At 65.2% G+C, this 26,001-nt stretch carries 17 protein-coding genes; 7 read left to right on the forward strand and 10 right to left on the reverse strand.

The window, feature by feature from the left end; translation table 11 throughout:
* Positions 1-2: 2 nt before the first annotated feature.
* The 8 genes from ACM9HJ_RS02025 to ACM9HJ_RS02060 form a co-directional block, all read right to left on the reverse strand.
* Positions 3-1,862, reverse strand: a complete 1,860-nt coding sequence (locus tag ACM9HJ_RS02025) for a methyl-accepting chemotaxis protein (protein ID WP_416570002.1) — start codon at positions 1,860-1,862, stop codon at positions 3-5.
* Between the two features lie 239 nt (positions 1,863-2,101).
* Complete coding sequence (locus tag ACM9HJ_RS02030) at positions 2,102-4,762, reverse strand: glycoside hydrolase family 2 TIM barrel-domain containing protein (protein WP_416570003.1); 2,661 nt, start codon at positions 4,760-4,762, stop codon at positions 2,102-2,104.
* A gap of 191 nt (positions 4,763-4,953) precedes the next feature.
* Complete coding sequence (locus ACM9HJ_RS02035; RefSeq protein WP_416570004.1) at positions 4,954-7,206, reverse strand: TonB-dependent receptor; 2,253 nt, start codon at positions 7,204-7,206, stop codon at positions 4,954-4,956.
* A gap of 440 nt (positions 7,207-7,646) precedes the next feature.
* Positions 7,647-8,858, reverse strand: a complete 1,212-nt coding sequence (gene manD / locus ACM9HJ_RS02040) for a D-mannonate dehydratase ManD (RefSeq protein WP_416570005.1) — start codon at positions 8,856-8,858, stop codon at positions 7,647-7,649.
* Between the two features lie 111 nt (positions 8,859-8,969).
* Complete coding sequence (locus tag ACM9HJ_RS02045) at positions 8,970-10,139, reverse strand: alginate lyase family protein (RefSeq protein ID WP_416570006.1); 1,170 nt, start codon at positions 10,137-10,139, stop codon at positions 8,970-8,972.
* 4 nt (positions 10,140-10,143) lie between these two features.
* Entirely contained in the window at positions 10,144-11,802 is a 1,659-nt protein-coding gene (locus ACM9HJ_RS02050) for a hypothetical protein (RefSeq protein ID WP_416570007.1), read from the reverse strand.
* 178 nt (positions 11,803-11,980) lie between these two features.
* The gene (locus tag ACM9HJ_RS02055; RefSeq protein WP_416570008.1) at positions 11,981-14,590 is read right to left on the reverse strand and encodes a TonB-dependent receptor; all 2,610 of its coding nucleotides are present in this window, start codon (positions 14,588-14,590) and stop codon (positions 11,981-11,983) included.
* Between the two features lie 272 nt (positions 14,591-14,862).
* Positions 14,863-15,786, reverse strand: coding sequence for a DUF4861 family protein (locus ACM9HJ_RS02060; protein WP_416570009.1), 924 nt, complete (start codon positions 15,784-15,786; stop codon positions 14,863-14,865).
* An 86-nt stretch (positions 15,787-15,872) separates the two neighbouring features.
* Between ACM9HJ_RS02060 and ACM9HJ_RS02065 the strand changes: the two genes are divergently transcribed.
* The 4 genes from ACM9HJ_RS02065 to kduI all read left to right on the forward strand — a co-directional run bounded on the left by ACM9HJ_RS02065 (position 15,873) and on the right by kduI (position 20,140).
* Entirely contained in the window at positions 15,873-16,646 is a 774-nt protein-coding gene (locus ACM9HJ_RS02065) for a FadR/GntR family transcriptional regulator (protein WP_416570010.1), read from the forward strand.
* 172 nt (positions 16,647-16,818) lie between these two features.
* Entirely contained in the window at positions 16,819-18,117 is a 1,299-nt protein-coding gene (locus tag ACM9HJ_RS02070) for an MFS transporter (protein WP_416570011.1), read from the forward strand.
* Positions 18,114-19,280 (forward strand): glycoside hydrolase family 88/105 protein, encoded by a 1,167-nt coding sequence (locus tag ACM9HJ_RS02075; protein WP_416570012.1) that lies wholly within the window; start codon positions 18,114-18,116, stop codon positions 19,278-19,280. The genes ACM9HJ_RS02070 and ACM9HJ_RS02075 overlap by 4 nt, the downstream gene beginning before the upstream one ends.
* A gap of 23 nt (positions 19,281-19,303) precedes the next feature.
* Positions 19,304-20,140: a 5-dehydro-4-deoxy-D-glucuronate isomerase gene (kduI, locus tag ACM9HJ_RS02080; protein ID WP_416570013.1), complete on the forward strand. Its 837-nt coding sequence runs from the start codon at positions 19,304-19,306 to the stop codon at positions 20,138-20,140.
* Positions 20,141-20,142: 2 nt separating this feature from the next.
* On the opposite strand, the gene ACM9HJ_RS02085 is transcribed toward kduI, so the two are convergent.
* Positions 20,143-21,330 (reverse strand): serine hydrolase domain-containing protein, encoded by a 1,188-nt coding sequence (locus ACM9HJ_RS02085; RefSeq protein ID WP_416570014.1) that lies wholly within the window; start codon positions 21,328-21,330, stop codon positions 20,143-20,145.
* A 3-nt stretch (positions 21,331-21,333) separates the two neighbouring features.
* Positions 21,334-22,014 (reverse strand): TetR/AcrR family transcriptional regulator, encoded by a 681-nt coding sequence (locus ACM9HJ_RS02090; RefSeq protein WP_416570015.1) that lies wholly within the window; start codon positions 22,012-22,014, stop codon positions 21,334-21,336.
* 178 nt (positions 22,015-22,192) lie between these two features.
* Here ACM9HJ_RS02090 and ACM9HJ_RS02095 point away from each other — a divergent pair, with 178 nt between their 5' ends.
* The 3 genes from ACM9HJ_RS02095 to ACM9HJ_RS02105 all read left to right on the forward strand — a co-directional run bounded on the left by ACM9HJ_RS02095 (position 22,193) and on the right by ACM9HJ_RS02105 (position 25,999).
* Positions 22,193-23,365 carry an alpha/beta hydrolase gene (locus ACM9HJ_RS02095; RefSeq protein ID WP_416570016.1) on the forward strand — a complete coding sequence of 391 codons (1,173 nt, stop codon included), beginning with the start codon at positions 22,193-22,195 and terminating at the stop codon, positions 23,363-23,365.
* A gap of 206 nt (positions 23,366-23,571) precedes the next feature.
* Positions 23,572-24,603, forward strand: a complete 1,032-nt coding sequence (locus ACM9HJ_RS02100; protein ID WP_416570017.1) for a 2-oxoadipate dioxygenase/decarboxylase family protein — start codon at positions 23,572-23,574, stop codon at positions 24,601-24,603.
* A complete protein-coding gene (locus ACM9HJ_RS02105; RefSeq protein WP_416570018.1) occupies positions 24,590-25,999 on the forward strand; it encodes an FAD-binding oxidoreductase in 1,410 nt (469 codons plus the stop codon). Before ACM9HJ_RS02100 ends, ACM9HJ_RS02105 begins: the two co-directional genes overlap by 14 nt.
* The last annotated feature ends 2 nt before the right edge of the window (positions 26,000-26,001 follow it).

Genomic DNA, 26,001 nt, shown 5'->3' on the forward strand with positions numbered 1-26,001 from the left:
CCCTATTCCCCGGAGCGGAGCAACTCGTCCGCCAGCAACGCAATCTCTTCCGCCGCCGCGGCCAGATCCTCCACGCCCTGCGCCTGCTGGCGCCCCGCGGCCGCGGCCTCCGACGTGGCCCGGCTGGCCTCCTCCGCGGCGGTGGCGATATCCTCCATCCCCCGCGAGCATTCCAAAACCGACTTCAGGATGGCGGCAGCCCCGCGATTGACCTCCTCGTTATCGGCGTTCAGGGCCTGGATGTCGGCGGCGATGGAGGCCAGCACGGGCAGGATGGCTTGGTTGCGCTGTACATCGGTGGCCACCGAGACATCCAGCGCCGCCAGGTCGCGGCGGACCAGCAGCATCTGGTCCTGCATGTCGCGCACCGTGTCGCGGATGGCTTCGATATGGGTGTCGCCCTCACGCGACAGGGTGCGGATATCGGCCGCGACGGTGGCGAAGCCCTGTCCGGCCTCTCCCGCCCGCGCCGCCTCCACCGCGCCGGAAATGGCCAGCATCGTGGTCTGGATCGAAACGGTGTTGATGGCGTTGACCATCTTCTCGATCTGTCTGCCCAGCCGTTCCAGGGCGGCCAGCTGCACGGCACTGGCCCGCCCCTTCTCCAATGTCGTCTCCACGCCGGTGATCAACTCCCGGATGGCGCTGTCGCTCTCGGCCAGAAGGGCGGACATCTGCGTGCCGCGGGCGATGGCGTTGCGGGTCGTGTCCTCCACCTGGCGGGCGTTGCGCTCCATCTCCGCCAGGGCGGCGCTGCATTCCTGGGACGCGCTGGCCTGCTGGTGAGTGCCCCGGCTGATCTGGGCGATGGCCGTCATGATCTGGGCCGCCGTGCCCGACAGCTGCTGCACCGTCGCCGACAATTCCTCGGAGATGGTGGCCACCTCCTCCACATTGCGCTCCGCCGCCTCGCCTGTGCGCAGCGACTCCGTCAGGCTGGCCAGTTCCTGCGACGCCGTCTCCGCCTGGCTCAGGGCCTGGCTCTGCTCGCTGAGGCCGCGCATGGACTGTTCCGTGGCGGCGGACTGTTCCTCCGCCGCCGTGGCAACATGCTGCACGGCGCGCTGCACCTCGTGCGCCGCCCGCTCCGCCTCCTCCGACGACACGGTGATGGCGCGGGCGCCATCGGCGATGGTGGTGAAGGTGCGGCGGATCTCGTCCAGGTGGCTGGTCACGCCGCCCGCATTCTGCGCCTGCTGGCGGGCGACCGCCGCCGCCTGGGTGATGCCGTCGGTGATGGACGTCACCTCGCTTCTGATCTCCGCCACCAGCCCGCCCACGCGCTGGGCGTTCTTTTCCGATGTTTCGGCCAGGATGCGGACCTCGTCGGCGATGACGGCGAAGCCGGCACCCGTGGTCCCGGCCCGGGTCGCCTCGATCGCGGCGTTCAGCGACAGCATGTTGGTCTGGTCGGCCAGATAGGCCACCGTCTCCACCACCTTGCCGATGTCGGCGGCGTGGGTTTCCAATTCCCGGATGCGGGCCGTCATGACCGCCTGCTGATCGGCCGTCCGCTTGATGCTGGCGATGGAGCCCGCCACCTGCATACCGCTTTCGGCCAGGAGCGCCTGCAGGCCTTCCGCCTTGCGCTGTGACAAACCCGCTTTTTCGCGCGCCTGGGTGAACAGGATGGCCATCTGGCTGACCGCCGCCAGCGATTGCTGCGCCGCCGCCGCCGCCAGTTGCCCGCCGCGGGCGATCTGCGCCATGGCGGTAACAAGCTGCTGGGCCGCCGCCGCCCCTTCGGTAATGCCGACGGCCATTTCCGACGACGCGCTGGCCACGCGCTGGGCGACCTTGTGACGGCGGGCATGCCCGCGCTTGCGATCGCGCCGCGCGAGTTCGGTCGCCGTCAGTGCCAAAACCCCAGTATCCGCGTCCGCATTTACAGACGCGCGATGCGAATCGACTTGCGATTTCTTGACCAGCGCCATCTTTTCCCCTGGAAAACCGGTATAGGTCGTTACCAAGGTGCACCCTAGTGGCTCACTTGGTCCAAGAGAAGTAGGCGCTATGTGCTAGAACGTTTCGGCAGATACGCCGGTAAACCACCCCGACCGATCGCATCGATATGTGTAATCGGTCGGGATGTCCGTGACCCTTACTTCGCCGGCACCACCTCGATGCCCGAGACCAGGGCGTTGCCCGTCCTGGGCTGGAAGGCCAGGTCCAGCTTGCCGTCACGGACGGTGACGGTGAAGTCGCGCTTCACGGCGGCCCAGGGGCTCCCTGCCGTCTTCACCGGGTCCAGAGCCTTCAGCCCCACCTTGCCTTCGGCCAGCACGTCGAAGGTGCGGGCGCCCGGCTTGGCATCGGCATTGGGCTCGAAGCTGTGGACGGTGACGCGGTAGGCGCCGTCGGGCACGGACAGGCTGTAGGTGAAGGTGCCTTCGCGGTACGCCTCGTACGCGGTCTGGTCCGTCGTGCCGGCCAGCGGCTTGGGCGGCTGCGGCAGGCGGCCACGGCCCGGCGCCGGCGGATCGCGGTCCTTGCCGGCCCCGCCGGTGAAGAAATCGTCCGAACCCCAGCGGGCACCGGCCCCATCCACAGCCCCCACCAGATTACCGGCGCGGATGCGGTAGGTACCAACCTCACCGGCGAAGTTCCAGGTGACCTTGTCGGTGACCGGCTTGTCGCCGACAGTGGCGGTCACCAGCGCCTCGTTGGCTCCGGGGACCAGGGGTACGGCGGGCCAGAAGCAGATGCCGGTGTCGCACTTCACCTCGCCCAGATCCTTGCCGCCGACGCTGAGGCGGGCCGAGCTGGCATTGCTGTAGGCCTTGACCGACATCACCGGATAGGGGCGCTGGTCATGCCGGCGGCCGGTCAGATAGACCATCGGCTCCGGGTTCCAGTTGGCCTTGTAGAAATAGAAGGCGTCCTTCTTCACCTGACGGTCGAAGGTGACCAGGCCCTTGTCGTTGGTGTCGATCAGGTCGCCTTCCAGGCGGGCATCGTTGGAGAAGTCGAACATGTTCCAGACCCAGCTGGCCCAGATGAAGGGCAGCGGCTTGATCTGCTTCCAGCTCTCTTCCAGGATATAGGACTGGAAATCCTCCGGATGCGGCCGGCCGAAGGCGTGGATGGGACCGCCCTTGGGATTGTCCGTATGCTGGCTGAGCGCGCCGCCGGCGCCATATTCGGCGATGGAGATGGCCTGATTCGGATACATGGCATGCAGCCGCTCCAGATCACGGCGCAGCACCCCGACATCGGGCGAATACCAGCCGTAATAGCGGTTATAGCCGATGACATCGGTGATGCCGGCCACCGTGTCCAGGCCCGGCCGCGCCTCTGCCGGTACCGAACCGCAGCAATCGGCCAGCGTGCTGGGCCGGCTGGCATCCTCCGCCCTGGCCACCTTGTTCAGGCGGTCCAGCAGCGGCTTGGCATTCGACACGGTCAGGCCCTTGGCGGCGATCAGATTGACCTCATTGCCGATGGACCAGGTGACGATGCTGGGATGGTTGTAATTCTGCCGGATCAGTTCCTTCAGCTGCTGTTCGGCATTGTCGGCCAGGGCCGGGGTCGTGTCCTGCAGGTCGGGCGGACTGGTGCGGTCGACCAGCGGCACTTCGGCCCAGACCACCATGCCGGCCTGGTCCATCAGGGAATATGTGGCCTGATCATGCTGGTAATGGGCCAGACGGACGGTGTTGGCGCCGATTTCCTGGATCAGGGCCACATCCTGCTGACGCTGCGCCTGGGTCAGGGCCCAGCCGGTGTCGGGCCGGTCCTGGTGGCGGGACACGCCCTGCAGCGACACATGGCGGCCGTTCAGGAAGAAGCCCTGGTTGGGATCGATGCGGAAGGTGCGGATGCCCAGCGGCTGGGTGACGCTGTCCAGCAGCTTGCCGTCCGCACCCTTCAGGCTGACTTCCAGCTTGTAGAGATAGGGGTCCTTGACCCCGTCCCACAGGCGGGGCGCAGGCACGGTCAGGGACTGTTCCTGTGATGCCCCCTGCCCGGCGGTCAGGCTGGTCTTCTGTTCGTCGCGGGCGACTTCCTTGCCATCGGCGTCCAGCACACGGGTGGTGACGGTGATGGCGGCCTCGCCCTTCTCACCGGCATGGCGCAACAGGGTGCGGACCTTCACGACGGCGGATTGGGCATCGGCCGACAGGACATTGGCATAGACGCCGGGGCCGCCGAAATCGCCCAGCTCGATATGGACCGGGGCGGTGACCAGCAGCGAGACGTCGCGGTACAGCCCGCCGAACATCGGCCAGTCGCCGGAAATCGGGATCACTTCGCGCGTGGGCGAATTGGGAGCATTGGATTTGCTGTTGTCGGCGCGCACGGTCAGGACGTTGCGGCCGCCACGCTTCACCGCCTTGGACGCGTCCAGGCGGAAGCGGGCGAAGGCGCCCTTGTGCTGACCCAGATGCACGCCGTTCAGCCAGACATCGGCATTGATGCTGGCCCCGTCGAATTCCAGCCAGACAGGGTTGCCGTCATCGGCACCGGCCGGCGCATCGAAGCTCAGGCGGTACCAGCCGGGACCATAGACATTGTGATAGGTGGGGCTGCGTTCGACGGACCCGCCCATGCGGTTCCAGTTATGGGGAACGGAAACGCTTTGCCAGGCGCTGTCATCGAAACCGGGATCGACGGCACCGGGCGCATCGCCCAGATGGAAGCGCCAGCCCGACGACAATGCGGTGACGACACGGCCATCGGGTGCCGGTGCCGACAGGCGGGATGCCGGCGCGCAGCCGGCCAGGGCGGTGGAGAGTAACAGGACTGCCAAGACACGCTTCATTTTTCGTTTTCCTTCCCCAACAACGTCGACGTACGCAGATTTTGCCCTCCCCCTTGAGGGGGAGGGAGGGACCCGCCCGCATCAGCGGGTGGGAGGGAGAGGGGGAACCGTATCGGCTGTTGCCCCCTCTCCCTCCCAAGCCTGACGGCTCGGGTCCCACCCTCTCCCGTGAAGCGGGAGAGGGTGGAGAGTTAGTAGTTCAACTGCAGCCGCACGCCGTAATAGCGCTCGTAATCCCGCGGCGTCTGCCGGTTCACCGCCAGTCGGCCGCCATAATAGTTCTGGGAATTGGCCAGACCGGCGGCATATTGACGGTCGAACAGATTATTGGCGAAGAAGGTGACGCGGTAGAGGTCATCCTCGGTCTCACGCAAGCCCACCTGCAAATTGGCGATACCATAGGCGCCCTGCTGGGTCAGCGGGTCCTGCGACAGGGAGAAGTTGACCTTGCTCTGCCAGTTGTAGGAGGCGGAGATGATCGCATCGACCGGCAGATTGTCGGGCAGGTCGATATTGTAATCGCCGCGCAGGTTGAAGCGCCAGCGTGGGGCGTTGTTCAACTGCTCACCCGCCAGGTTCTGCACCCCGCCGACGCAGCCCTGGGCAGCATTCTGGCCGGGATAGCACTGGGCGCGGGCGTAATCCTTCACCTCGGCCTCGATATAGGAGACGCCGCCGGTCAGGTCCAGGTCGGACCCGATACGGGCCGTCGTCTCCAGTTCCACGCCGCGGGTACGCACCGAACCCACGTTCGACAAGATGAAGGCGCCGGCCAGGGTCGGCTCGGATTCCTGAGCCTGGAAGTTGTTATAGTCGGTATGGAACAGGGTGGCGTTCAGGATCAGGCGGCGGTCCAGCAGGGTGGAACGCACACCAGCCTCGAAATCGTCCGAGGTTTCCGGCTTGATGGCGCCACGCGCCGCGATGGCCGCGTTGAAGCTGCTGGTCAGATCGAAGGTCTGGCCCTTGTAGCCGCGGGCATAGAAGCCGAACAGCATCACATCATCATTGATATGGTGTTCCAGCCCGATCTTGCCGGTGACGGCATCATCATCGGCATCGCCGGCGAAGCGGGCGCCGGTCAGCAGGTTGGCGTACTTGTAATCCACTATCTCGTGCACCAGGCGCAGGCCGGTGATCAGGCTGGTGCCCTCCACGAACTCCCAATTGCCCTGGGCGAAGGCGGCATAGTTGGTGTTGCCGGCGGTGGCGTCCCAGTTGGAGCGGCCGATGGTGGGGCCACGGTAATACCAGCGCGACAGGTCGGTATCGGCGAAGAACAGGCCGCCGACATAGCTGAACGGGCCATCACCGGTGGAAACCAAGCGCAGTTCCTGCGTCACGCTTTCCGCCTTGAACTGCCCGTAATTCACGCGGCCGCCGGCCGGCGCACCGGGATTGACCACGGGATTGAAATTGGCGGCCGTGCCGTCCAGGTCCTGCGCGTCGCTGAGGTCGAACTTCGTGAAGGAGCTGATCGACATCAGCGTCACATCCTCGAAATCATAGGCGACGCGGACGGAACCGCCGCGATCCTTGGTGTTGGACTTCACCTCTTCATCCAAGCGGATGTTCAGGTTGTCCTTGCCGGGCGTGATGCCGGCCAGCACGGTGGATTGCGGGAAGCCGGGCAGATTGTAGAAATTGGCCGTCGGGTCCAGCTTCTGCAACACGCCGACGCAGCAATCGGCATCCGTCTTGCGGTAGCGCGCGTTGAAGGTGACGTTCAGCGCTTCGGACGGGGTCCATTGCAGCTTGCCGCGGACACCCTTTTCCTTGCGGCCATTGATCTTCTCGCCGGTCTCCAGGTTGGTGACCAGACCGCCGAAATGGCTGGCATCGGCCGACAGGCGGAAACCCAGGGTCTCGGAAATCGGACCGGAAACGGAAAAGGCGGCGCGCTGTTCATCCTTGGTGGCGATGCGCAGGTCGGCCTTGGCCGTGAATGTATCGGTGGGGGCGGACGTGGTGACATTCACCAGACCGGCCGACGCCGCCTTGCCGAACAGGGTGCTCTGCGGCCCGCGCAGCACTTCCACCCGGTCCAGATCGATCAGGTCGGTGAAGGCTTGGGCCTGGAAGGCCAGCGGCACATCGTCGATCACCACGGCCACGCTGGGTTCCACGCCGATGGAGAAGGCGAAGGTGCCGATGCCGCGCAGGATGATGGAGCTGTTGGCCGGCTGGTCACCCGGCGTGAAGGTCAGCGACGGCACCACCTTGGTCAGGTCGGAGAAGCTGTCCACACCGGCCCGGGCCAGGGCGTCGCCGGAAATGGCGGTGACGGCCAGCGGCACGTCCTGGAGGTTTTCCGTGCGCTTCTGCGCGGTGACCACAATCTCTTCCAGGATATCGGTGGCGGGCGCCTGCTGGGTGCCGGCGGCACCGCAAGTCAGGGCCATGGCCGACGCCGTCAGCGCCAGCCCGAAACGAAACTTGGACATAACTCCCCCAGGGGCTTTTTTTGGTCAGGCCACTTTTTACAAGAGTCCAGACCATTTCAATCCAATTTATGGGAAAGCCGTCAATGATGTGGGACGGAATCTTGTCGCACCCCGTTTTGGGGAGAGGAAAATGGGACGGGGTAGGGTCTCTATGGAAGCTCCGGGCACTCTGGTTGCCGTCTCTCCAACCGTCATCCCGGCGAAAGCCGGGAACCAGGGGTCACAAGCCCTACGGTGCGGTTTGCCTTGCTTAACGCCGCCGAGAGGTCGGGCGTTTGGTCCCTGGGTCCCGGCGTGCGCCGGGATGACGAAGGGGGGATGGGCGCACACCGGCATGACGCACCGCTCTCCCCTTACCCACGGCCATAAAAAAACCGGCCCGGACATCGGGGATGTCGGGCCGGCCAGGGAAGGAGACCGTAAACTGGTTAAGACAGGCCTTACCAGTTGAACATGGTGCCGTCCTGCAAACGGTTCACCGGCAGGTAGGCGCGGGCGTAGGGATACTTCTCCGCCAGCCCTTCATCGATATCGACACCCAGGCCCGGTGCCTCGCCCGGATGCATGTAGCCGTCGGCGAAGCTGTAGGCGTGGGGGAAGACGGCGTCGGTTTCGGCCGTGTGGCGCATATATTCCTGCACCCCGAAATTCGGCACCGACAGGCCGAAATGCAGGGCGGCGGCCATGCAGACAGGCGACAGGTCGGTGGCGCCATGGCAACCGGTCTTCACCTGGTACAGGTCGGCGAAGCTGGCGATGCGGCGCAGATGGGTGATGCCGCCGGCATGGACCACCGTGGCGCGGATATAATCGATCAGCTGGTTCTGGATCAAATCCTTGCAGTCCCAGATCGTATTGAAGATCTCACCCACGGCCAGCGGCGTGGTCGTGTGCTGGCGGATCAGGCGGAACGCCTCCTGGTTTTCGGCCGGGGTCGCATCCTCCAGCCAGAACAGGCGATAGGGTTCCAGGTCGCGGCCCAGACGGCCGGCTTCGATCGGGGTCAGGCGGTGATGGACATCGTGCAGCAGATGCACGTCCCAGCCCAGCGCATCGCGCGCCGCCTGGAACAGCTTGGGCACGGAATTCATATATTGCGGGGTGGACCAGATATTCTCAGTCGGCAGGTCATTGTCCGCCGGCTCATAGAACATCTTGTCCTTGGACACGCCATAGGTGCTGGCCAGACCCGGCACGCCCGATTGCAGGCGGATGGCCTTGTAGCCCATCGCCTTGTATTTCTGCGCCTCTTCAAGCGTCTGCTCGACATTCTCGCCATTGGCATGGCCATAGACCATCACGCCCTTGCGGCTGGCCCCGCCCAGCAGCTGATAGAGCGGCATGTTGGCGGCCTTGGCCTTGATGTCCCACAGCGCCATGTCCACGGCGGCGATGGCCGACATGGTCACCGGACCGCGGCGCCAATAGGCACCCTTGTACAGATACTGCCAGATATCCTCGATCTGGTGGGCGTCGCGGCCGATCAGGCAGGGGATGACATGTTCGGTCAAGTAGGAGACGACGGACAGTTCGCGCCCGTTCAGGGTCGCGTCGCCCAGGCCGGTCAGTCCGTCTTCGGTTTCGATCTTCAACGTCACGAAATTGCGGCCCGGCGACGTCACGATCACACGGGCATTCTTGATCTTCAACATGATCCCTGCCGATACGAGATAAATTGGCTTGACCAATTGCCGACAAGTGTCAGCACTTGTCAACGGTGAAACGTTCAAGGCTGGGCAGCAGCGCCACGCCTTGGGTGATGCCTATGCGCCGACCCACAGGATCGGCTGGCGCAGCGGGTAGTTACGGATGATCTCCGCATCCGTGGGGTCGGGGTCCAGGCGGTGCCAGAGGGTCAGGTAATCCGCCCGTCCCAGGGCCAGGCCGCCGAACAGCAGGCTGGGCTGGCGCACCGGCCAGTCGGCCCAGGCCTCCACATCCGGCGGCTTCGGCCAGGTCGATTTATCGGCGATGAACGGTGCCATCCAGGTGAGCGCCTCGGCGATGGAACCGCCCTGACCGCCCTGGTAATGCCAGAGATCGTCGTTCAGGTCCGACAGGATATGGGCACAGGCCGCCAGGACATCCAGATTGAACAGGCAATAGGCATAGGGTTTGGTACGCGCCAGTTCCAGCGGCTGCGACCCGTCGGCGGCGATCTGGCCCGGGATCAGCGCCTTGATGCGCGCCCTGGCCTGTTCGGTCTCCGCCCCCCGGCCCGTCAGCCGGGCGAATTCCGCGACCTGCAGGGCCCAGCAGGTGCCGTGATTGTTCTTCTGGTCGCGCTCATCGATGCCGTTGGCGGAAGTGGTCATCCAGGTCAGATAGGCGTTGAACCAGGCGATGGTGGGGGTATAGACCGCCTCCCCCGCCCGTGCGCGGCGCAGGATGGCGGTGGCACGCGCCACCTCCACCAGATGCAGCGTATCGATGATGCCGATGCCGCGGCCCGTATTGACGCCGATCACCGCCTGGGCATGGTTCAGATGCGGGCTCATCCGTGTGGCCGGCGCCACGAACCAGGCGCGCAGATGGCGCTCCGCATATTCGGCGAAGGTCACATCCCGCGTCAGCCGGAACGCTGCCGCCAGGGCCGGCAGCTGCACGGACAGGCGGATCAGCGCCTCGCGATGGGCGGTGAACTTGTCGGGGTTGGAATAGCCGTCACGGCGGATATAGGGGCCGCCTGGATTGGCCGGGTCCGGCCACCAGTAATCGCCCTCCGAATAATAATCATGCGGGCTGCCGGGACTGCGCGGGGCCGGGAAATCGGTGATGGTAGTGGGGGCTTCGGCCAGATAGCGCCTTGCGGCGGCAAGCACCCTGCCCCGCTCACCCGCCGCCAGATCAAGGCCGGGCGGCAGGGCGGCACCGGCCGTCCCTGCCAGTGACAGGGCCAGCGCGGAGCCCAGGCAGAAATCCCGCCGCCGCATGGCCCTAGCGCCGCTTCGCCAGCTGGTACTCGTAAAGCGACGGGGCGTCCGTCACCGCCTGCCCCGTCGCCTCCACATAGGGGGCGGGGTTGTAGCGCACGGTGATCGGGCGGTTGGCATGCAGGCCCACCACCCGTTCCCCCGGCCCTTCCAGGCCGCTGGTCACCGCCACGCTGGCATCGGCGGGCACGGTATCGGGCATGATCAGCCGCGCGTTCCACACGGTGTTGTACAGTCCATGGCCCGGCTTCCAGTAGGAGGCGCCGCCACCCACCCATAGCCGGTACTGCCATTCACCCTTCTTCTGTGCCGGATCGGCCCACATGGTGATCTGGTCGAACAGGTTCTGATGGTTCGACCCGCTATGCTGATCGATGATCGCCTCGCGCTTCACCTGCGACCGCAGGAACACGGCGCGGGTGGAGCGGGTATTGACCGACAGCGGGTGGATGACGGGGTTCTCCACCCTCAGATCCTTGACCAGCACATTATGCGCCGCCCCGACATGGACGGAATAATGCGCGCGGCGCTCGCCGCTGGTGGTGATGTCGGTGATGGTCAGGTTGCCGGCATTGTCGGTCAGGATGCCGCTGTCCGACTTGTCGATGGTCAGATGCCGTATCCAGCCGTCGAACACGCCGGTCATGTAGATGCCGTTATATCCCTGCTCCAGATGATGGCCGAAGGAGGGGCTTTCTGGGAATTGCAGGCGCAGATTCTGGATGCCGACATTGGTCAGATGCGGCCAGTGGGTCAGCACTGCCGGCTGGTCCGCCCGCACATCATGCAGCAGCGGATCGCCTAGGGTGATCTTCTTGCCCTTGATCGCCGTGACGCGGGTGGATTGCACCACCACGGCCCGGTCGGGGGAGGTCCAATGGTGCGACCCGATGGGCAGGTCGGTGTCGCCATAAAGCGATTTCAGGATCCGGCTGTCCTTGCCGTCCACCGGGAACCATTCCACCCGCAATACGTCGCCGACCTTCAGACGCGACGTGTCGTCGATGGTGAGCGTGCGGTCGAACTGCTTGCCGGAAACGCCCTTGGCCAGCACGGGATCGCGCTTGTCCATGGCCGGGTCGTAGGAGGCGGGGCGGGTCCGGTCGGGACCCACGAAGATCATGCCGCCGCCCCAGCTATATTCGGTGAACAGGTAGTTGATGTTGTGTTCCGGTTCTACCTGGTACTTGTTCTCCCGCACCAGATATTGCCGAAGTTCATCGAAATCATGGCTGTTGTCGATCATCTTCAGTGGCCGGGGAAAGAACAGCTCGCTGCCGTTCGGCCCGTCGCCGGCCCCGTCCAGGACGATGTCGCTGCGGGTGATGCGCAGCACCTCGGTGATCTGGGTGCGGCCCTTGGGGAACCGCAGGGTGACCTTGCCCTGCACTTTGTTGGCGGCATCGATGGCGCGCAGCACGGCCTTGGTATCGTCCAGGCCATCATCGGGGATGACGCCATGGTCGGTGACATTGACGATGGTGCCCGTATCCTCGGGGATGGCGGCCAGACCGAAACCGTAGCCGGCATAGGAATAGTCGGGCAGCGGGGTTGCGGCCCGGGTCGCCTTGTCGGTGAGGATTTTCGGCAGGTCGGCGGCGGTGGCCGTCAGGGCGGTGGTGGACAGGGCCAGGGCCAGCCAGAGGTGGTTACCAAGCTTCATGTGGTTCACTCCTTAGGGAGCCTTTGTTACGGCCTCTTCCACCGTCATCCTCGCGAACGCGGGGATCCAGCATAAGCGGCGTCTGCCGCGACATGGGCCATATCGGCGCTGACCGCGCCTCACGCTGGATTCCCGCTTACGCGGGAATGACGGTGGAAGAGGCTGAAACCAGCCTCCATCAGAACTTCGCCCGCACGCCTGCGGAGAAGCGGCGTTCGGACAGAGCGTAGCTGTTCAGCGCCGTCTCATTGAAGTTGCTGTATTCCGACGTCGCCGACTTCTTCGGCAGCAGGTTCTGGGCCTGCAGCGACACCGAGATGCCCTTGGTGATGTCGTAACCGACCTGGGCGTCCAGCTGCGACCGGGCGCCGATGAAGCTGGGCCGGCCTTCGGAGAATTCGAACACCGCCTCGTCGCGGTAATTATAGGCAACGCGGGCGGAGAACGGCCCCTTCTCGTACAGGCCGATCAGGTTGTAGCTGTTCTTCGACACGGCGACCAAGGGGAAGCCCGCATTATCCTCACTGTCCGAATAGGTGTAGTTGGCGATGAAGCCCAGCCCGTCGAACGGTGCCGGCAGGAAATCCAGGAACTGCTGGATACCGACCTCGAACCCCTTGATCTTGGCGCTGGCCAGGTTCTCCGGACGGGAGAAGGTCAGTTCGCGGCCCTGCGGGTCCAGGTTGGTATCCGTCCCCGTGGTCACGAAGCTGGCGATGAAATCATCCACATCCTTGTAGAAGATGGCACCGGAGATCAGCGAGCTTTTACCCGTGTAATATTCGAAGCTGATATCGCCCTGGGTGGAAACCGGCGGCTTCAGCTGGGCATTGCCACCGGTGACCGACAGGTTGGTGGCGTTGAAGAAGGTCGATGGCGCCAGATCGGCGATCGACGCGCGCTGCATGGTCTGCGAGGCGGACAGGCGGACCAGGAAGTCGTCGGTGACGTTGAATGCGATATTCGCGCTGGGCAGGACGTTGGTATAGGAATTCTTGTCCTGCACCGGCGTGCTGACCGTGCCGACATTCAGGAACGTGTCCATGGTCAGGCGGGTGCGGGCCACGCGCACGCCGGCATTGGCGCGGAACGGGATGTCCCCGATCTCGCCTTCCCCCGACACCATCAGGTACCCGGCCAGCGTCTTCTCGCTGAACGTGTAATCGCGCTGCGAATTGGGCAGCAGGGTGGAGCGGTCATCCGGGTTGCGGTTGGGCTCCGCGGCTTGCGCGCGGGTGAAGACGTAATCATAGGTCGGCGCGGTGCTGAGGAAGCTGCGCGGGAAATTGCCGGGGATGTCCTTCAGGAAATCGCCGGCATCGATCAGTTTCAGATAGGGCTCGATCTCCGTGCGGGTCGGGGTCACCTGGCTGCGATAGGCGTTGGACCGTGCGCCCAGGTCGGTATAGCGCCCGCCGGCGGAAATCTTGATGCCGCTTTCCAGCTCGTAACTGACATCCAGCTTGCCCGTCCATTCATCCAGCACACCCAGCAGCCGGTTGGAGCGAACGCCGTTGGTGGCGGGGTTCCAGGAGGCGTAGTTGGTGGGGTTGAACGTTCCGCCAAGCGCCAGCGAGGGCACGGTATTGTCGCGGAAATCGAAGGTGCCGGGCACGGCGGCCGTGGCCTGCAGCGTGATGATCTGGATGGTCTGATCAATCGTGCCGCGGCTGTAATAACCATCGGCCTCCACCGTCAGGCCGTCATCCTCGTACTTGCCGTTCAGGCCATAGAGGAAGCTTTCCGTGGGTTCGTTGCGGATTTGGCCGGCGCTGGTGACGGTGCCGTTGGCCGTGCCGGCGACCACCATCCCATCCTCGGTCACCCGGTTGGTGACGGCATTGGTGCCCGTGGGCAGGCGGAAGGCGAAGAAATCCTGGTGACGGCCGGTGACCAGCTTGGAATAAAGCGCGTCGGCGGTGATGGTCAGTTCCGGTGTAGCCTCGAACTGGATGGCGCCGTTCAGGCCGGTGCGCGACCGGTCGACCACGAAATTCTCATACTGCAACAGCACAGGCGTCTGGTTCACGCCGGCATTGGTGCCCGTATAGGTGCGGTTCAGGAAATTGTTGCGCTCGAACGCCTGGGTGGTCGAGGTGCGCTTCTGATATTCGCCGGCCAGCATCACGCCGATGCGGCCTTCGGCGAACTTGGTGGTGCCGAAGCCGGTGAAGGCCGGTTCGATCTTGTCGGAGACCTGGGAATAGACGCCCTGGGTCTGGAAGGAGAAGGTGGGCTCCTTGAAGCTCAGGGGCTTGGGCGTGGTCAGGTTGACCGTGCCGCCCAGCCCGCCTTCGGCCTGTGCTGCCAGTGGCGTCTTATAGACGGCCAGCTTGCCGAACAGGCTGGACGGCACGCTGTCCAGGCCGGACGAGCGGCCCAGTTGGTCGTTCTCCGGCGGCGACAGACGGGCCGACCAGCCCAGCAGGGTGCGGCCGTCAACCTCCACGCGGACCTGCTGCAGGCCGCGCACCGACACCGACTGGCCTTCACCGAAGACGCGGGTGATCTGCACGCCGGTGACGCGCTGCAACGCCTCCGCCACATTGACGTCGGGCAGCTTGCCCACATCCTGGGCGGTGATGACGTCCATGATCTGCGGGGCGTCACGCTTGATCTCGGCTGCCTGCTCCAGCGAGGCGCGCAGGCCGGTGACGATGATCTCTTCCAGGATCGGCGCGTCAGTAGCGGCATTGTTGGCACTCTGTGCCAGGGCCGGCGTCACGGCCAGTGCGGCCAGCGACACGCCGCCCGCGAACATGGATATACGATGAGCCCGAATGGCCATTTCCTGTCCCTCCCATGTGGCGCGGCACCCTTCCGTTCTGGCGTGAAGTGGTGCCGTCTTTTCTTTGGATGATCTTTGACCGCCCGACCCGGCGTGCCGGTGCATTGTCCGGTCCGGGAGGTCGATGGCCACATGATGGGATGGGCGGGAAAAGCTGTCAACAAATTTGTATGACAACTTTGGTATGGCCGGATGCCTGTTACCTCAAGGCAACGCCTTGGTTTGGCCTGGACGGTCAAGCGGTGAGGTGAAGTGGTTGTCTTATAAGGAAATCACCGCACCGGCACAGCGAAATCCACCCGTTCCGCCCGCACATGGGCATCCCAGGCGGCACGGTCGGTGAAGCCGCCCTGCCCCTTGCTCCAGGCCGATCCGGAATAATAGACAAACGGCTTGCCTGGCGTGACGCGCAGCAGGACCAGGTGATTGTCGGCATCCTGGCGGATTTCCGCGATCATGGACGGGTCCACGCGCAGGGCCACCATCATGCGCCCGCGCGCCGGATCATCCGGGCCCCACCAGGAGATCACGCCCTTTTCCCGGTCCACGGTCAGATCGCCGCCATTGCCGGTGGTCTTCTTGCCGATACCGATACCCACGATCAGCGGGTCCGGGCTGTCTGACGAGATGGTGGAAACCATCCGGGTGAAATGTGTGCCCAGCGGCAGCGTGAAGCGCCGTGTTTCCCAGGCCTTGCGCGTCACATCCACGGGCCAGGGGGCGTAATCCACCTCAAAATCGGCGGCATCCGGGCCGTTCTTCAGGATGCGATAGGTCTGGTAATTGCGCGAGGTCCACAGCTTGTTGTCATGCCAGATGCCCAGGCCACCGGCACCGCGCCCCTGCCCGACATTGTAGAAATCCAGCCCTTCGCCCAGGTCGCTGTGATAATCTCTGGTGCGCAGCTGGCGGTCCATATAGGGCCAGACCACCTTCTTGCCCCAGCTGTCGATGCCGGAACCGGACGGCGGTTCCGCCGCTTCCAGCGCATGGCCATAGATGCGGTGAGCGGTGCGATCATTCTCCCACATCAGGTCATCATAACGGTAATCGGCCAGGGTTACGGCGGCACGCGGGCGCTGGTCGGCTGGCGGAGCCAAAGCGGCGGCCGGGGTCTTTTCCTGCGATAATGAGACAGCGGGGACAAGAATGGCCAGGGCCACGGCCCCGATAAGGGCGCGTCCGTTCCAATACATATGACAACCTCCCATTATCCGGCATTACACCGGGTCGACCATTGTTCCAGTCGGTGTTAGAATAGGGATAACTGTCGGAGACTGATATGACAAGTAGGGTTGCAGTGGCACGGCCAACGGACGGGAACGAGGATGCGGTGCGCAGCATCTCCCTGACCGATGAGCTGTTCGGCAAGCTGGAGGCCAAGATCCGGTCAGGCGACCTGGTCCCCGGTTCGCGCCTGCCCACCCAGAAGGAGATCGCGGAGACCGAGAATGTCAGCCGCACGGTGGTGCGTGAGGCGGTGGCGCGGCTGATGGCCCAGGGTCTGGCCGTTTCGCGACAGGGGTCCGGTATGTTCGTGGCCGACACCGCCGAATATCGCGCCTTCCAGATCACCCGTGACGAGCTGAACGAGCTGGCCGATATCGTGAAGCTGCTGGAAATGCGGCTGGGGGTGGAGACGGAGATGGCGGGGCTGGCCGCCGCGCGCCGCACCACGGCCGATATCGGTGCCATCCAGGATGCGCTGCAGGTGATGCAGGACCAGCAGGGCGACCCGGTGGCCGCCGCCAAGGCCGATACCGCCTTCCACCTGGCCATCGCGCGCGCCACCCAGAATGATTATTACGCGCGATTCGTGGAATTCCTGGGCCTGCGGCTGGTGCCGCCGCGCAATCTCTATCTGCGTGACCAGCCGGCCGAAGCGCACAAGGCCTATGCCGCCAAGGTCCAGGCCGAGCATGAGGCCATCCTGGAAGCCATCGTCCGCATGGACCCGCAGCGCGCCCGTGATGCGGCCCGCCACCATATGCAGGAAAGCCTGACCCGCCATTCGATGCTGAGTGCCACGGCGCGCAGCAAGGGGCGGAACGGCTAGAGCGGCTTGCCGACCCCCCGACTGAGGGAACGTATGACGCCTTGACCGGCAAGGCCGAAGTTGTATGATAACTTTCAAGCGGCAAAGCCCGCACGGGAGGAACCATGCAACGACGCGTTTCCACGGGCGGCCCTCCGCTCGCATCCGCCATTCCGCATCTGGAAGCCCGCACGTGAGCGGCGAGTGTGAAGGCGTCATCGCCGCCGCCGCTTCGAAGGCGCGGGGCTATCGCTGGGTGATCTGCGGCCTGCTGTTCGCGGCCACAGCCATCAACTATATCGACCGCCAGATGATCGGCGTGCTGAAGCCGGTGCTGTCCGCCGATCTGGGCTGGACGGAGGCGGAATATGCCGACATCGTCTTCTGGTTCCAGGCCGCCTATGCCATCGGCTTTCTGGGCGTGGGCCGGTTCATCGATGTGATCGGCGCGCGCTTTGGTTACGCCATCGCCTTTTTCTTCTGGACGCTGGCCCATTGCGCCCATGGCATGGCGCATACCGTCACCCAGTTCGCCATGGTGCGCTTCGCGCTGGGCGTGGGGGAGTCGGGTAATTTTCCGGCCGGGCTGAAGGCCGTCACCGAATGGTTCCCGCAGCGGGAACGGGCTTTCGCCACCGGCATCTTCAATGCCGGGGCCAATGTCGGCGCGATCGTGACGCCGCTGCTGATCCCCGCATTGACCATGGCCTATGGCTGGCGCGCGGCCTTCGTCATCACCGGCCTGTTCAGCCTGATCTGGCTGGTGGCTTGGCTGGCGCTCTACCGCTCGCCGGAAAAGCATCCGAAGGTGACGCCGGAAGAACTGGCCCTGATCCGCAGCGATCCGGCGCCCAAGGTGGAACGTATGCCCTGGCGCCGGCTGTTCCTGGTTCGGGAGACCTGGGCCTATGCGGTGCCGAAGTTCCTGACCGATCCGATCTGGTGGATGTTCCTGTTCTGGCTGCCGGATTTCCTGGGCCGCCGCTATGGGCTGGACCTGAAGAGCTTCGGGCCGCCGCTGGTGGCCATATATCTGCTGTCCGATGTGGGCAGCGTGCTGGGCGGCTGGGCATCGTCGCGGATGATCCGGGCCGGGTTTACGCCCAACCGGGCGCGCAAGCTGACCATGTTCCTCTGTTCGCTGGCCGTGATGCCCGTGGTGGGGGTGCAGTATGTCGATAATCTGTGGCTGGCGGTGCTGCTGATCGGCATTGCCACGGCGGGGCATCAGGCGTTCTCCGCCAATCTGCTGACCCTGCCGTCCGATCTGTTCCCGCGTGCCGCTGTCGGTTCCGTCGTGGGGATCGGCGGTACGGCCGGCGCCATCGGCGGCATGATGATCGCCAAGTTCGTGGGCTATATCCTGGGGGCCACGGGTTCCTATGCCCTGATCTTCGCCGTGGCCGGCACCGCCTATATGTTCGCGCTGGTGGCCCTTCACCTGCTGAGTCCGCGTCTTGCCGCCGTCAACCCCGCCAAGGAAGCGCCATGAAGAAGCCCAACGCCCTTGCCCTTCTCGCCCTGGCGCCGCTACTGGTCCTGCCCGCCCTGACCGTGACGGCAACGGTACAGGCCGCGTCCACCGCGCAGGCACCGGCGGCCCGCGCCGCCATCGATACGGCGGTGACGCTGGCGCGCTGGCAACTGGCCCATATGGACAGCAGCCACATTCCCCGCGCCACGGGCGGCACCCGCAATCCGCGCGGCTGGGAACAGGCGGTGTTCTGGATCGGCATGACCGAACTGGCCGATGCCGGGGCCGCCCCCGACATCGCCAAGGCGGTGATGGAGATGGCCAAGGCCAATGGCTGGCAGCCGGCCAGCCGCCCCTATCACGCCGACGACCATGCCATCGCCCAGGCCTATCTCTGGGCGGCGGCCAAGCAGGGGGCCGGGCCGGCGGCGGTGGAACCGACGCGCAAGCTGTTCGATCAGGTGCTGGCCAATCCGGCGCGGGTGAACCTAGCCTTCTATGTGCCGCCGTCGGGCTATAACGACGCGGAGTGCTTGAAGCGCTGGTGCTGGTGCGACGCCTTGTTCATGTCGCCGCCGGTGCTGCTGGAACTGGCGCGGCAGACGGGCGATACGCGTTATCGCGACTTCGCCATGGCGGAATTCTGGGCCACCACCGACTTCCTCTATGATCCGGCCGAGAGCCTTTATTACCGCGACAGCCGCTTCTTCGAACGCCGCGACGACAAGGCCCGCAAACTGTTCTGGAGCCGGGGCAATGGCTGGGTCCTGGCCGGCATGGCCCGTTCCATCCCGCTGCTGGAAGCGGGCAGCCCCGACCGGGTGCGAATGGAGGCCCTGTTCAAGGAAATGGCCGTGAAGATCAAGGCCACGCAGAAGCCGGACGGTTACTGGCCGCCCTCGCTGCTGGGGCCGGAGGACAGCCCGCCGGAAAGCAGCGGCACGGCGTTCTACACCTATGCCATCGCCTGGGGCGTCACCGCCGGCCTGCTGGACCGCGTGACGTACGAGCCGGTGGCGCGGCGCGGCTGGAACGCGCTCACCCGCTCCATCCAGCCGGACGGTCGTCTGGGCTGGGTGCAGCAGGTCAGCGACCGGCCGGAACAGGTGGAACCCCAGGACACGCAATATTACGGCGTCGGCGCCTTCCTTCTGGCAGCCAGCGCCGTGTCGAAACTCTGACCGTTCCATCGCCGGAGGCGACCTTGTTCGAAAAGACCTATTACGCGACGCATCCCACCATGATGGACGGGGCGTCGAATGAGGAGCTGCGCGACCGTTATCTGGTCGGCGGCCTGTTCCGTACGGGCGAACTGGTGCTGACCTATTCGCATGGCGAACGGTTCATCATCGGCGGCGTGGTGCCGACGGGAGGTGCCCTGTTCCTGCCCGTGCAGACGGAGCCCGCCAGTGCCGCCGGCCACCCGCTGCTGGAACGCCGCGAAATGAGCGTCGTCAATATCGGTAGCGATGCGGGTGCGGTGGAAGTCGATGGCCAGCGCCTGGACCTCGCCCCGCGTGAGGCGCTGTACATCCCCATGGGCAGCAAGGATGTGCGCTTTTCGGGCGATGGGGCCCGTTTCTACCTGCTGAGCGTGCCGGCGCATCGCGCCTGTGCCCTGCGCAAGCTGAGCCTGGATGAAGTGAAGCCGATGCATCGCGGCAGCCTGGAGACCTCCAACGCCCGCTCCATCTATCAGCTGATCCTGCCGCACACCTGCGACAGCGCCTCGCTCTGCCTGGGCATGACCATCCTGGAGCCGGGCAGCGTGTGGAACACCATGCCGCCGCACCTGCATGAACGGCGGTCGGAGATCTATCTCTATTTCGATCTGGAGCCCGATGACCGGGTCTTCCACTATATGGGCCAGCCCGACCAGTTGCGCCACATGGTGATGGGCAACGAGGAGGTGGTGATCTCCCCGCCCTGGTCGGTGCATATGGGTTGCGGGACACGATCCTACAGCTTCATCTGGGCCATGGCCGGGGAGAACCTCGATTACAACGACATGGATGTGCAGGACATTTGTCAGCTCTGTTGAAGTTATTTGCCTGAAGCCACCGCCTGGAAATAGGCCAGCGTCTCGTTCTCCAGGGCGCGGACCCAGGCGGTGGGCCAGTGGGACAGTTTCACGATGACGGTCCGGCTGGCCGGATCAACCCAGATGAATTGGCCATGCACACCCTTGGCCATGAAGGCATCGCTGTCCGGCAGGGTCCACCACTGGAACTGGTAACCCTGGACCCGGTCCGGGGCCGCCGGTTCCGTGCCCTGCGGCACGGTTGACTGCACCACCCAGGCGGCGGGCACCACCTGCCTGCCATTGGCCTTGCCGCCATTCAGCATCATCAGGCCCAGCCGGCCATAATCGCGCAGCCGGGCGTTGAAGCCGGCACCCGACCAGGCCCGGCCCACACCCGGCGGCCCGTCCAGCAGCCAGTAACCCGCCGCCTCCATCCCCGCCGGCTTCCACAGCCGGTCGGCCATGTAGTCGGCCAGGGGCCGCTTGACGGCGCGTTCCAGCACCCAGCCCAATACTCCCGTCTCCAAAGTGGAGTAATTGAAGAACTCGCCGGGCAGATGGTCGCGGCCGATACCCGTCGCCATGTCGGCGAAGCGGGCCCGGCCGGTGACCATGCTGTTCTCGTACAATTCCTCCATCTGGCTTTTCTGGCCGAATCCATAGGTCTCCCGGAAAGCCGCACCGGAGCGCATCAACAGGGCCTGACGGATGGTCACGTCCTTATAACCGTCACCCACCAGTTCCGGGACATAGCGGGTCAGCGGATCATCGACGCTGCCGATCAACCCATCCTCGATCGCCAGCCCGATCAGCAGCGACGTGATGGATTTCGCCATGGAGAAGGAGATGAACCGCGTCTCCGGCCCGCTATTGTTGCGGTAGATCTCATGCACGATGCGCCCGTCGCGGATGACCAGCATGGCATTGGTGCGGGTACGTTCCAGGAAGTCCGCCGTCGTGCGGCGCTGGCCCTCGAACTCATAGGTGATGTCCAGCGCGCTTATGTCTTCCGGCAGCTTCCAGACCTTGGCGCCATTGGCCACGGGTGCCGTATCGAAAATCTCGTCCATGTGGCGGAAGGCCAGGCCGTTCAGCTTTTCCCCATAGAGTGCGCGGCGCGCCTCCTGCTGGCTGGGGGAAACCTGCGCGTTGGCCGGCAGGGTCAGCAGGGCGAGCGCCAGGGCGCAGCGGATCATCGGTGATTTCATCGGCTACTCCTGGGGTTCGGTGCGGTGGACGGCATAGGGCGGCGGGGGCGGTTCCCCGCCCTCGATGGCAGGGGCCAGCAGGGCGATGGCCCCATCCGCCAGCCGATCGATCCCGTGGGATAGCGACTGCCCGGCATGGGACCAGTAGAGCCAGAGGGCGGAGTTCAGGAAGAAGACATGCGTGGCCAGATCATACAGGGCCGCGTCCGGCCAGGTCGATCCGAAGCGCTTCAGATGCCCGATGATGATATCGGCGAACATGTCGGCATGCCGGCGGGAAATGGCGCGCAAGTCGGGGAAATGCTCCATGGCCTCGTTCATCGACAGGTCGAAATCGATGGCGGCCTCCTCCCGCTTGATATGGGTGATCCAGGCGCGGATGAAGCCACGCCAGTCGCCATCGGCAACAACCACCGGCGCTGTCGCGATGGCCCGGATATCGGCCAGCTTCAACTCGTACAAAGCCAGGATGATGGCTTCCTTGTTGGGGAAATACTGATAGATCGACCCGACGGAGATGCCCGATTCCCGGGCGATGTTGGGGGTGGTCACCCCCTTGGGCCCGTCACGTTTCAGCAGGCGGTGCGTGGCCTCCAGCAGACGGCGGATGCTTTCCTTAGAGCGTTCCTGCACTGGCACCTTGCGCGGCCGCAGCGGTGCGTCCGGCTTCTGCTTCTCGTCCATCCCCACCTTCCCGCCGGCCGATCATCGACCCCCGCCCCCTCCATTGCCGCAAAGCGTGTCACCCCGTCAATCAGGGGCTTGTCCAAAATACAAATATGAATAAACATTCGTATCATTGACGTATTTCCGATCCACCCCGAATGATCCCGAGATGATGACGAAACGATTGGTTCCCTTGATGCTGATCCTAGGCATGCTGGTTTCCGGCTGTGATGGTGACACGTCCCCGCTCCTGCTGGCCCCGCCCGACATCACCCTGACCGACCAGGAAAAGACGGAGCTGGCTGCCGGTCTGAAGCCGGAAAGCTGGTTCCTGGGGCAGCTGAAGGGCCCGCGCGAGAAGCTGGACGGCGATCCGCTGGACCCCAAGCTGCAATTCCTGTTCGAACAGACCCGCCCCGCCGCTTCGGCGGAGACGTTCAAGAGCGAGATGGCGCTGTTCGCAACGGCGGAGGGGCGGGCCGCCATCCGCAGCGGCACCGACCGCCGCTGGACCGTGCGCACCGCCCTGTCGTCCGACATGGCGTCGGTGGAGGATAGGACCGTCAAGGGTCGTGGCGGCAACGACATTCCCATCCGTATCTACAGGCCGAAGGTCGCCGACGCCGGTGCCCTGCCCGTCCTGGTCTATTTCCATGGGGGCGGCTTCGTCTTCGCCAGTATCAAGGCCATGGACCGGGCCGTGCGCCTGATGGCCAACGAGGCGGGGATGATCGTCGTTTCCGTCGATTACCGGCTGGCCCCGGAAACCCCCTATCCCGCCGCCCATGACGATGCGGAGGATGCATGGCTGTGGGTCAGGGCCAATGCCGCCAGCTTAGGCGGCGATCCCGAACGCCTGGCCATGGGCGGCGACAGCGCCGGCGGGCACCTGACGGCGGTCACCTCGCTGCGCCAGGTTGCCGCCGGACGGCCAGGGCCGCTTTACCAGTTGCTCTATTATCCGGCCCTGACCATGGAAACCGATGACGGTTCCTACAGACTGTTCAGCAAGGGTTACGGGCTGGACCGACCCTTCATCGATGCGGTGATCGGGATGGCGTTCCCCGATCCCGCCACCCGCGCCAGCCCGGAAGGCAGTCCGCTGAACGCCCACAGCCTGAAGGGTATGCCGGCCACCATCCTGGTCACCGCCGGCTTCGACCCGCTGCGCGACCAGGGGCGGCGCTTCGCCCGCCGGCTGGAGGAGGATGGGGTCAGCGTCACCTATCTGAATTACGGCTCCCTGACCCACAGCTTCCTCAACTGGTCCGGCGTCATCGGGGAGGCGGAACATGCCGCCCGCCAGACGGCATCCCTGCTGGGCCAGGCCATCCGCAGCCGGCCGGGGGCGCTGGCCACCGGGAACTGACTGCTGGGAACTGACCTTATGCCGGGGCGGTGATACACCGCCCCGGTACCTGCCGTTTCGCCGCCGAATGACGGCGCTTCGCCGCGATTTTGCCTGCATATTGTCCGTTCGCCGACTTCTCCCCGGCTGGAATGAGGGGCACCATGCCCTTGCAATTCCAACGCAAAGCCACGCCCGGCGCCCTCCGCCGACTGGGGAGATTTCCGATGAGCCATCTGCACGCGCTGACCGCTGCCATTCTGGGCGCGGATAATGCGACACGCCTGCTGGACCTGTTCGACATCCGCCCGGCCCTGCGCGACACGGAGGGGGCGGAGGTGCCGCGGGCGGTGATTGCCAAGGCGTTGACCATCGTGCTGTTCCAGCGTCTGCTGGACGAGGTGCCGGAGGGCGCACGTTATGTGCGTGAACAGGCGCCCAAGGCCAAGCTGGTGTTCGACCATGGCGCGCTGCGTACCGTGGCTGCCAATCTGGGCGACCTGCCGGGCGGCACCGCCGCCTTCGGCCGCATCCTGGAACCGCTGGGCTATGCCGTGGCCGGCGTCTATCCGCTGGAACGGCTGCGCATGACCGGCCGGGCCTATGCCCATCGCGACTTCCCCGAGGATATCGCCCAGTATTTCGTCAGCGAAATCCATGTGGAGCGGTTCACGCCCAAGGCCCAGGACGCGGCCCGCGCCATTTTCGGCCGGTCGTCCGATCCGCTGGATGGCTGGGTCAAGGCGTTGCTGGACCGGCTGTCGCGCCGCCACAGCCTGCCTTTGTCCGAAGCCATCGCCCTGCTGCCGCAGTTGGCCCACGCGTTCGATCGCCATCACCCGACCCCGCGTCTGGCGGATTATGAGACGGTGCTGGCGGAATCCGCCGAGCTGGCCTGGATTTCGACGGAGGGCAACCGTTTCAACCACGCCACTGACCGCGTGCCCGACGTCATCGCCCATGCCGACGAACTGAAATCCCGCGGCTTCCCGATGAAGGAGGCGGTGGAGATTTCCGCTGGCGGTACCGTGCGTCAGACCGCCATCCGTGCCGCCCAGGTGCAGCGGCATTTCATGGCGGCCGACGGGTCCGTCATTACCCGCGCCGTGCCGGGCAGCTTCTACGAGTTCATTTCCCGCGATGCCGTCACCGTGGCCAATGATGCGGCCCCCAAGGGCCTGGACCTGCGGTTCGACAGTGCCAACGCCCAGGGCATCTTCAAGATGACCGCCGCCGGGACCGGCAATGGCCGGGCCTGACGCCGGGCTGGTCGGTGCCCTGGCCGCTATCGTCGGCGACCGTCATGTCCTGACCGATGAAGGCGACATGGAACCCTATGTCAGCGCCTTCCGCTATGGCGGCGGGCGGGCGGGGCTGGTGGTGCTGCCGGCGGATACGGCTCAGGTCGCGGCGATCCTGCGCCATTGCCATGGTGCCGGCGTGCGGGTGGTGCCGCAGGGTGCCAATACCGGGCTGGCCGGCGCGTCGGTACCCGACGGTTCCGGCAGTCAGGTGGTGCTGAGCCTGAAGCGCCTGATCGGGCGGTTCGACCTGGACCGGGCCAACCGCGCCGTCACGCTGGATGCCGGCTGGGACCTGGACCGGCTGAACGAACGGCTGGAGGCCGACGGGCTGTGGTTTCCCATCGATATTTCCGCCAGCCCCAGCGTCGGCGGCATGATTTCCACCAATGCCGGCGGGTCGCGCGTGCTGCGGTACGGGGACGTGCGCCATAATGTGCTGGGGGTGGAGGTGGTGCTGCCCGACGGCACCATCACGGCCGACCTGCGGGGCCTGCGCAAGAACAGCGCCGGGCTGGACCTGAAACAGCTGTTCATCGGCACGGGCGGCAGCTTCGGCATCGTCACCGGTGCCGTGCTGAACCTGCTCCCCCGCCCGCGCCAGACGGCCACCGCCCTGGTCGTGCCGCGCGGCGGTGACGGGGTGGGCGATCTGCTGGCCCTGTGCGAGGATCGGGCGGGTGAATTCCTGTCGGCGTTCGAGAGCATGACGGGACCGGCCCTGTCGGCCGCCCTGCATCACCGGCCGCAACTGCGCAACCCGTTCGGCGGCACCGTGCCCGATGAATGCATCCTAGTGGAGCTGATGTCGGCCACCGGCCGCGACAGCGGGCTGGACCTGGAGGCGCTGCTGCTGGGCTTGCTGGAACAGGGGTACGAGACCGGCGTGATTGTCGACGCCATACCCGGTCCGCCGGCCGATCTCTGGGCCCTGCGCCATGCCATTTCAGAAGGGTTGCGTGGGCTGGGCCGGGTCATCGGGCTGGACGTGTCGCTGCCGCGCGGCCGGATGACTTCATTCCGCCGGGCCGCGACGGATTGGGTGCGCACGCACCATCCCGACCTGCTGATCTGCGGTTTCGGCCATCGCGGCGACGGGGGCGACCATTTCAATCTGGTCATCCCAAAGGACCGTGACGCTGCCTTCCCGGCCAACACCGTGTCCGCCATCCGCCAGGGGCTGTATCGGCTGCTGGTGGAGGATTTCAGCGGTTCCTATAGCGCCGAGCATGGCATCGGCCCCGTCAACCTGTCCTATCATCAGACCTTCGCCGACCCAATCCAGCAGCATCTTTCCCGCCTGATCCAGACCCATCTGGACCCGGCCGGAATGCTGGGCCGCGTCCGCTGGTAATC

It is taken from the genome of Niveispirillum sp. KHB5.9, assembly GCF_048066115.1.
In the GTDB taxonomy this organism is placed as follows: Bacteria; Pseudomonadota; Alphaproteobacteria; order Azospirillales; family Azospirillaceae; genus Niveispirillum.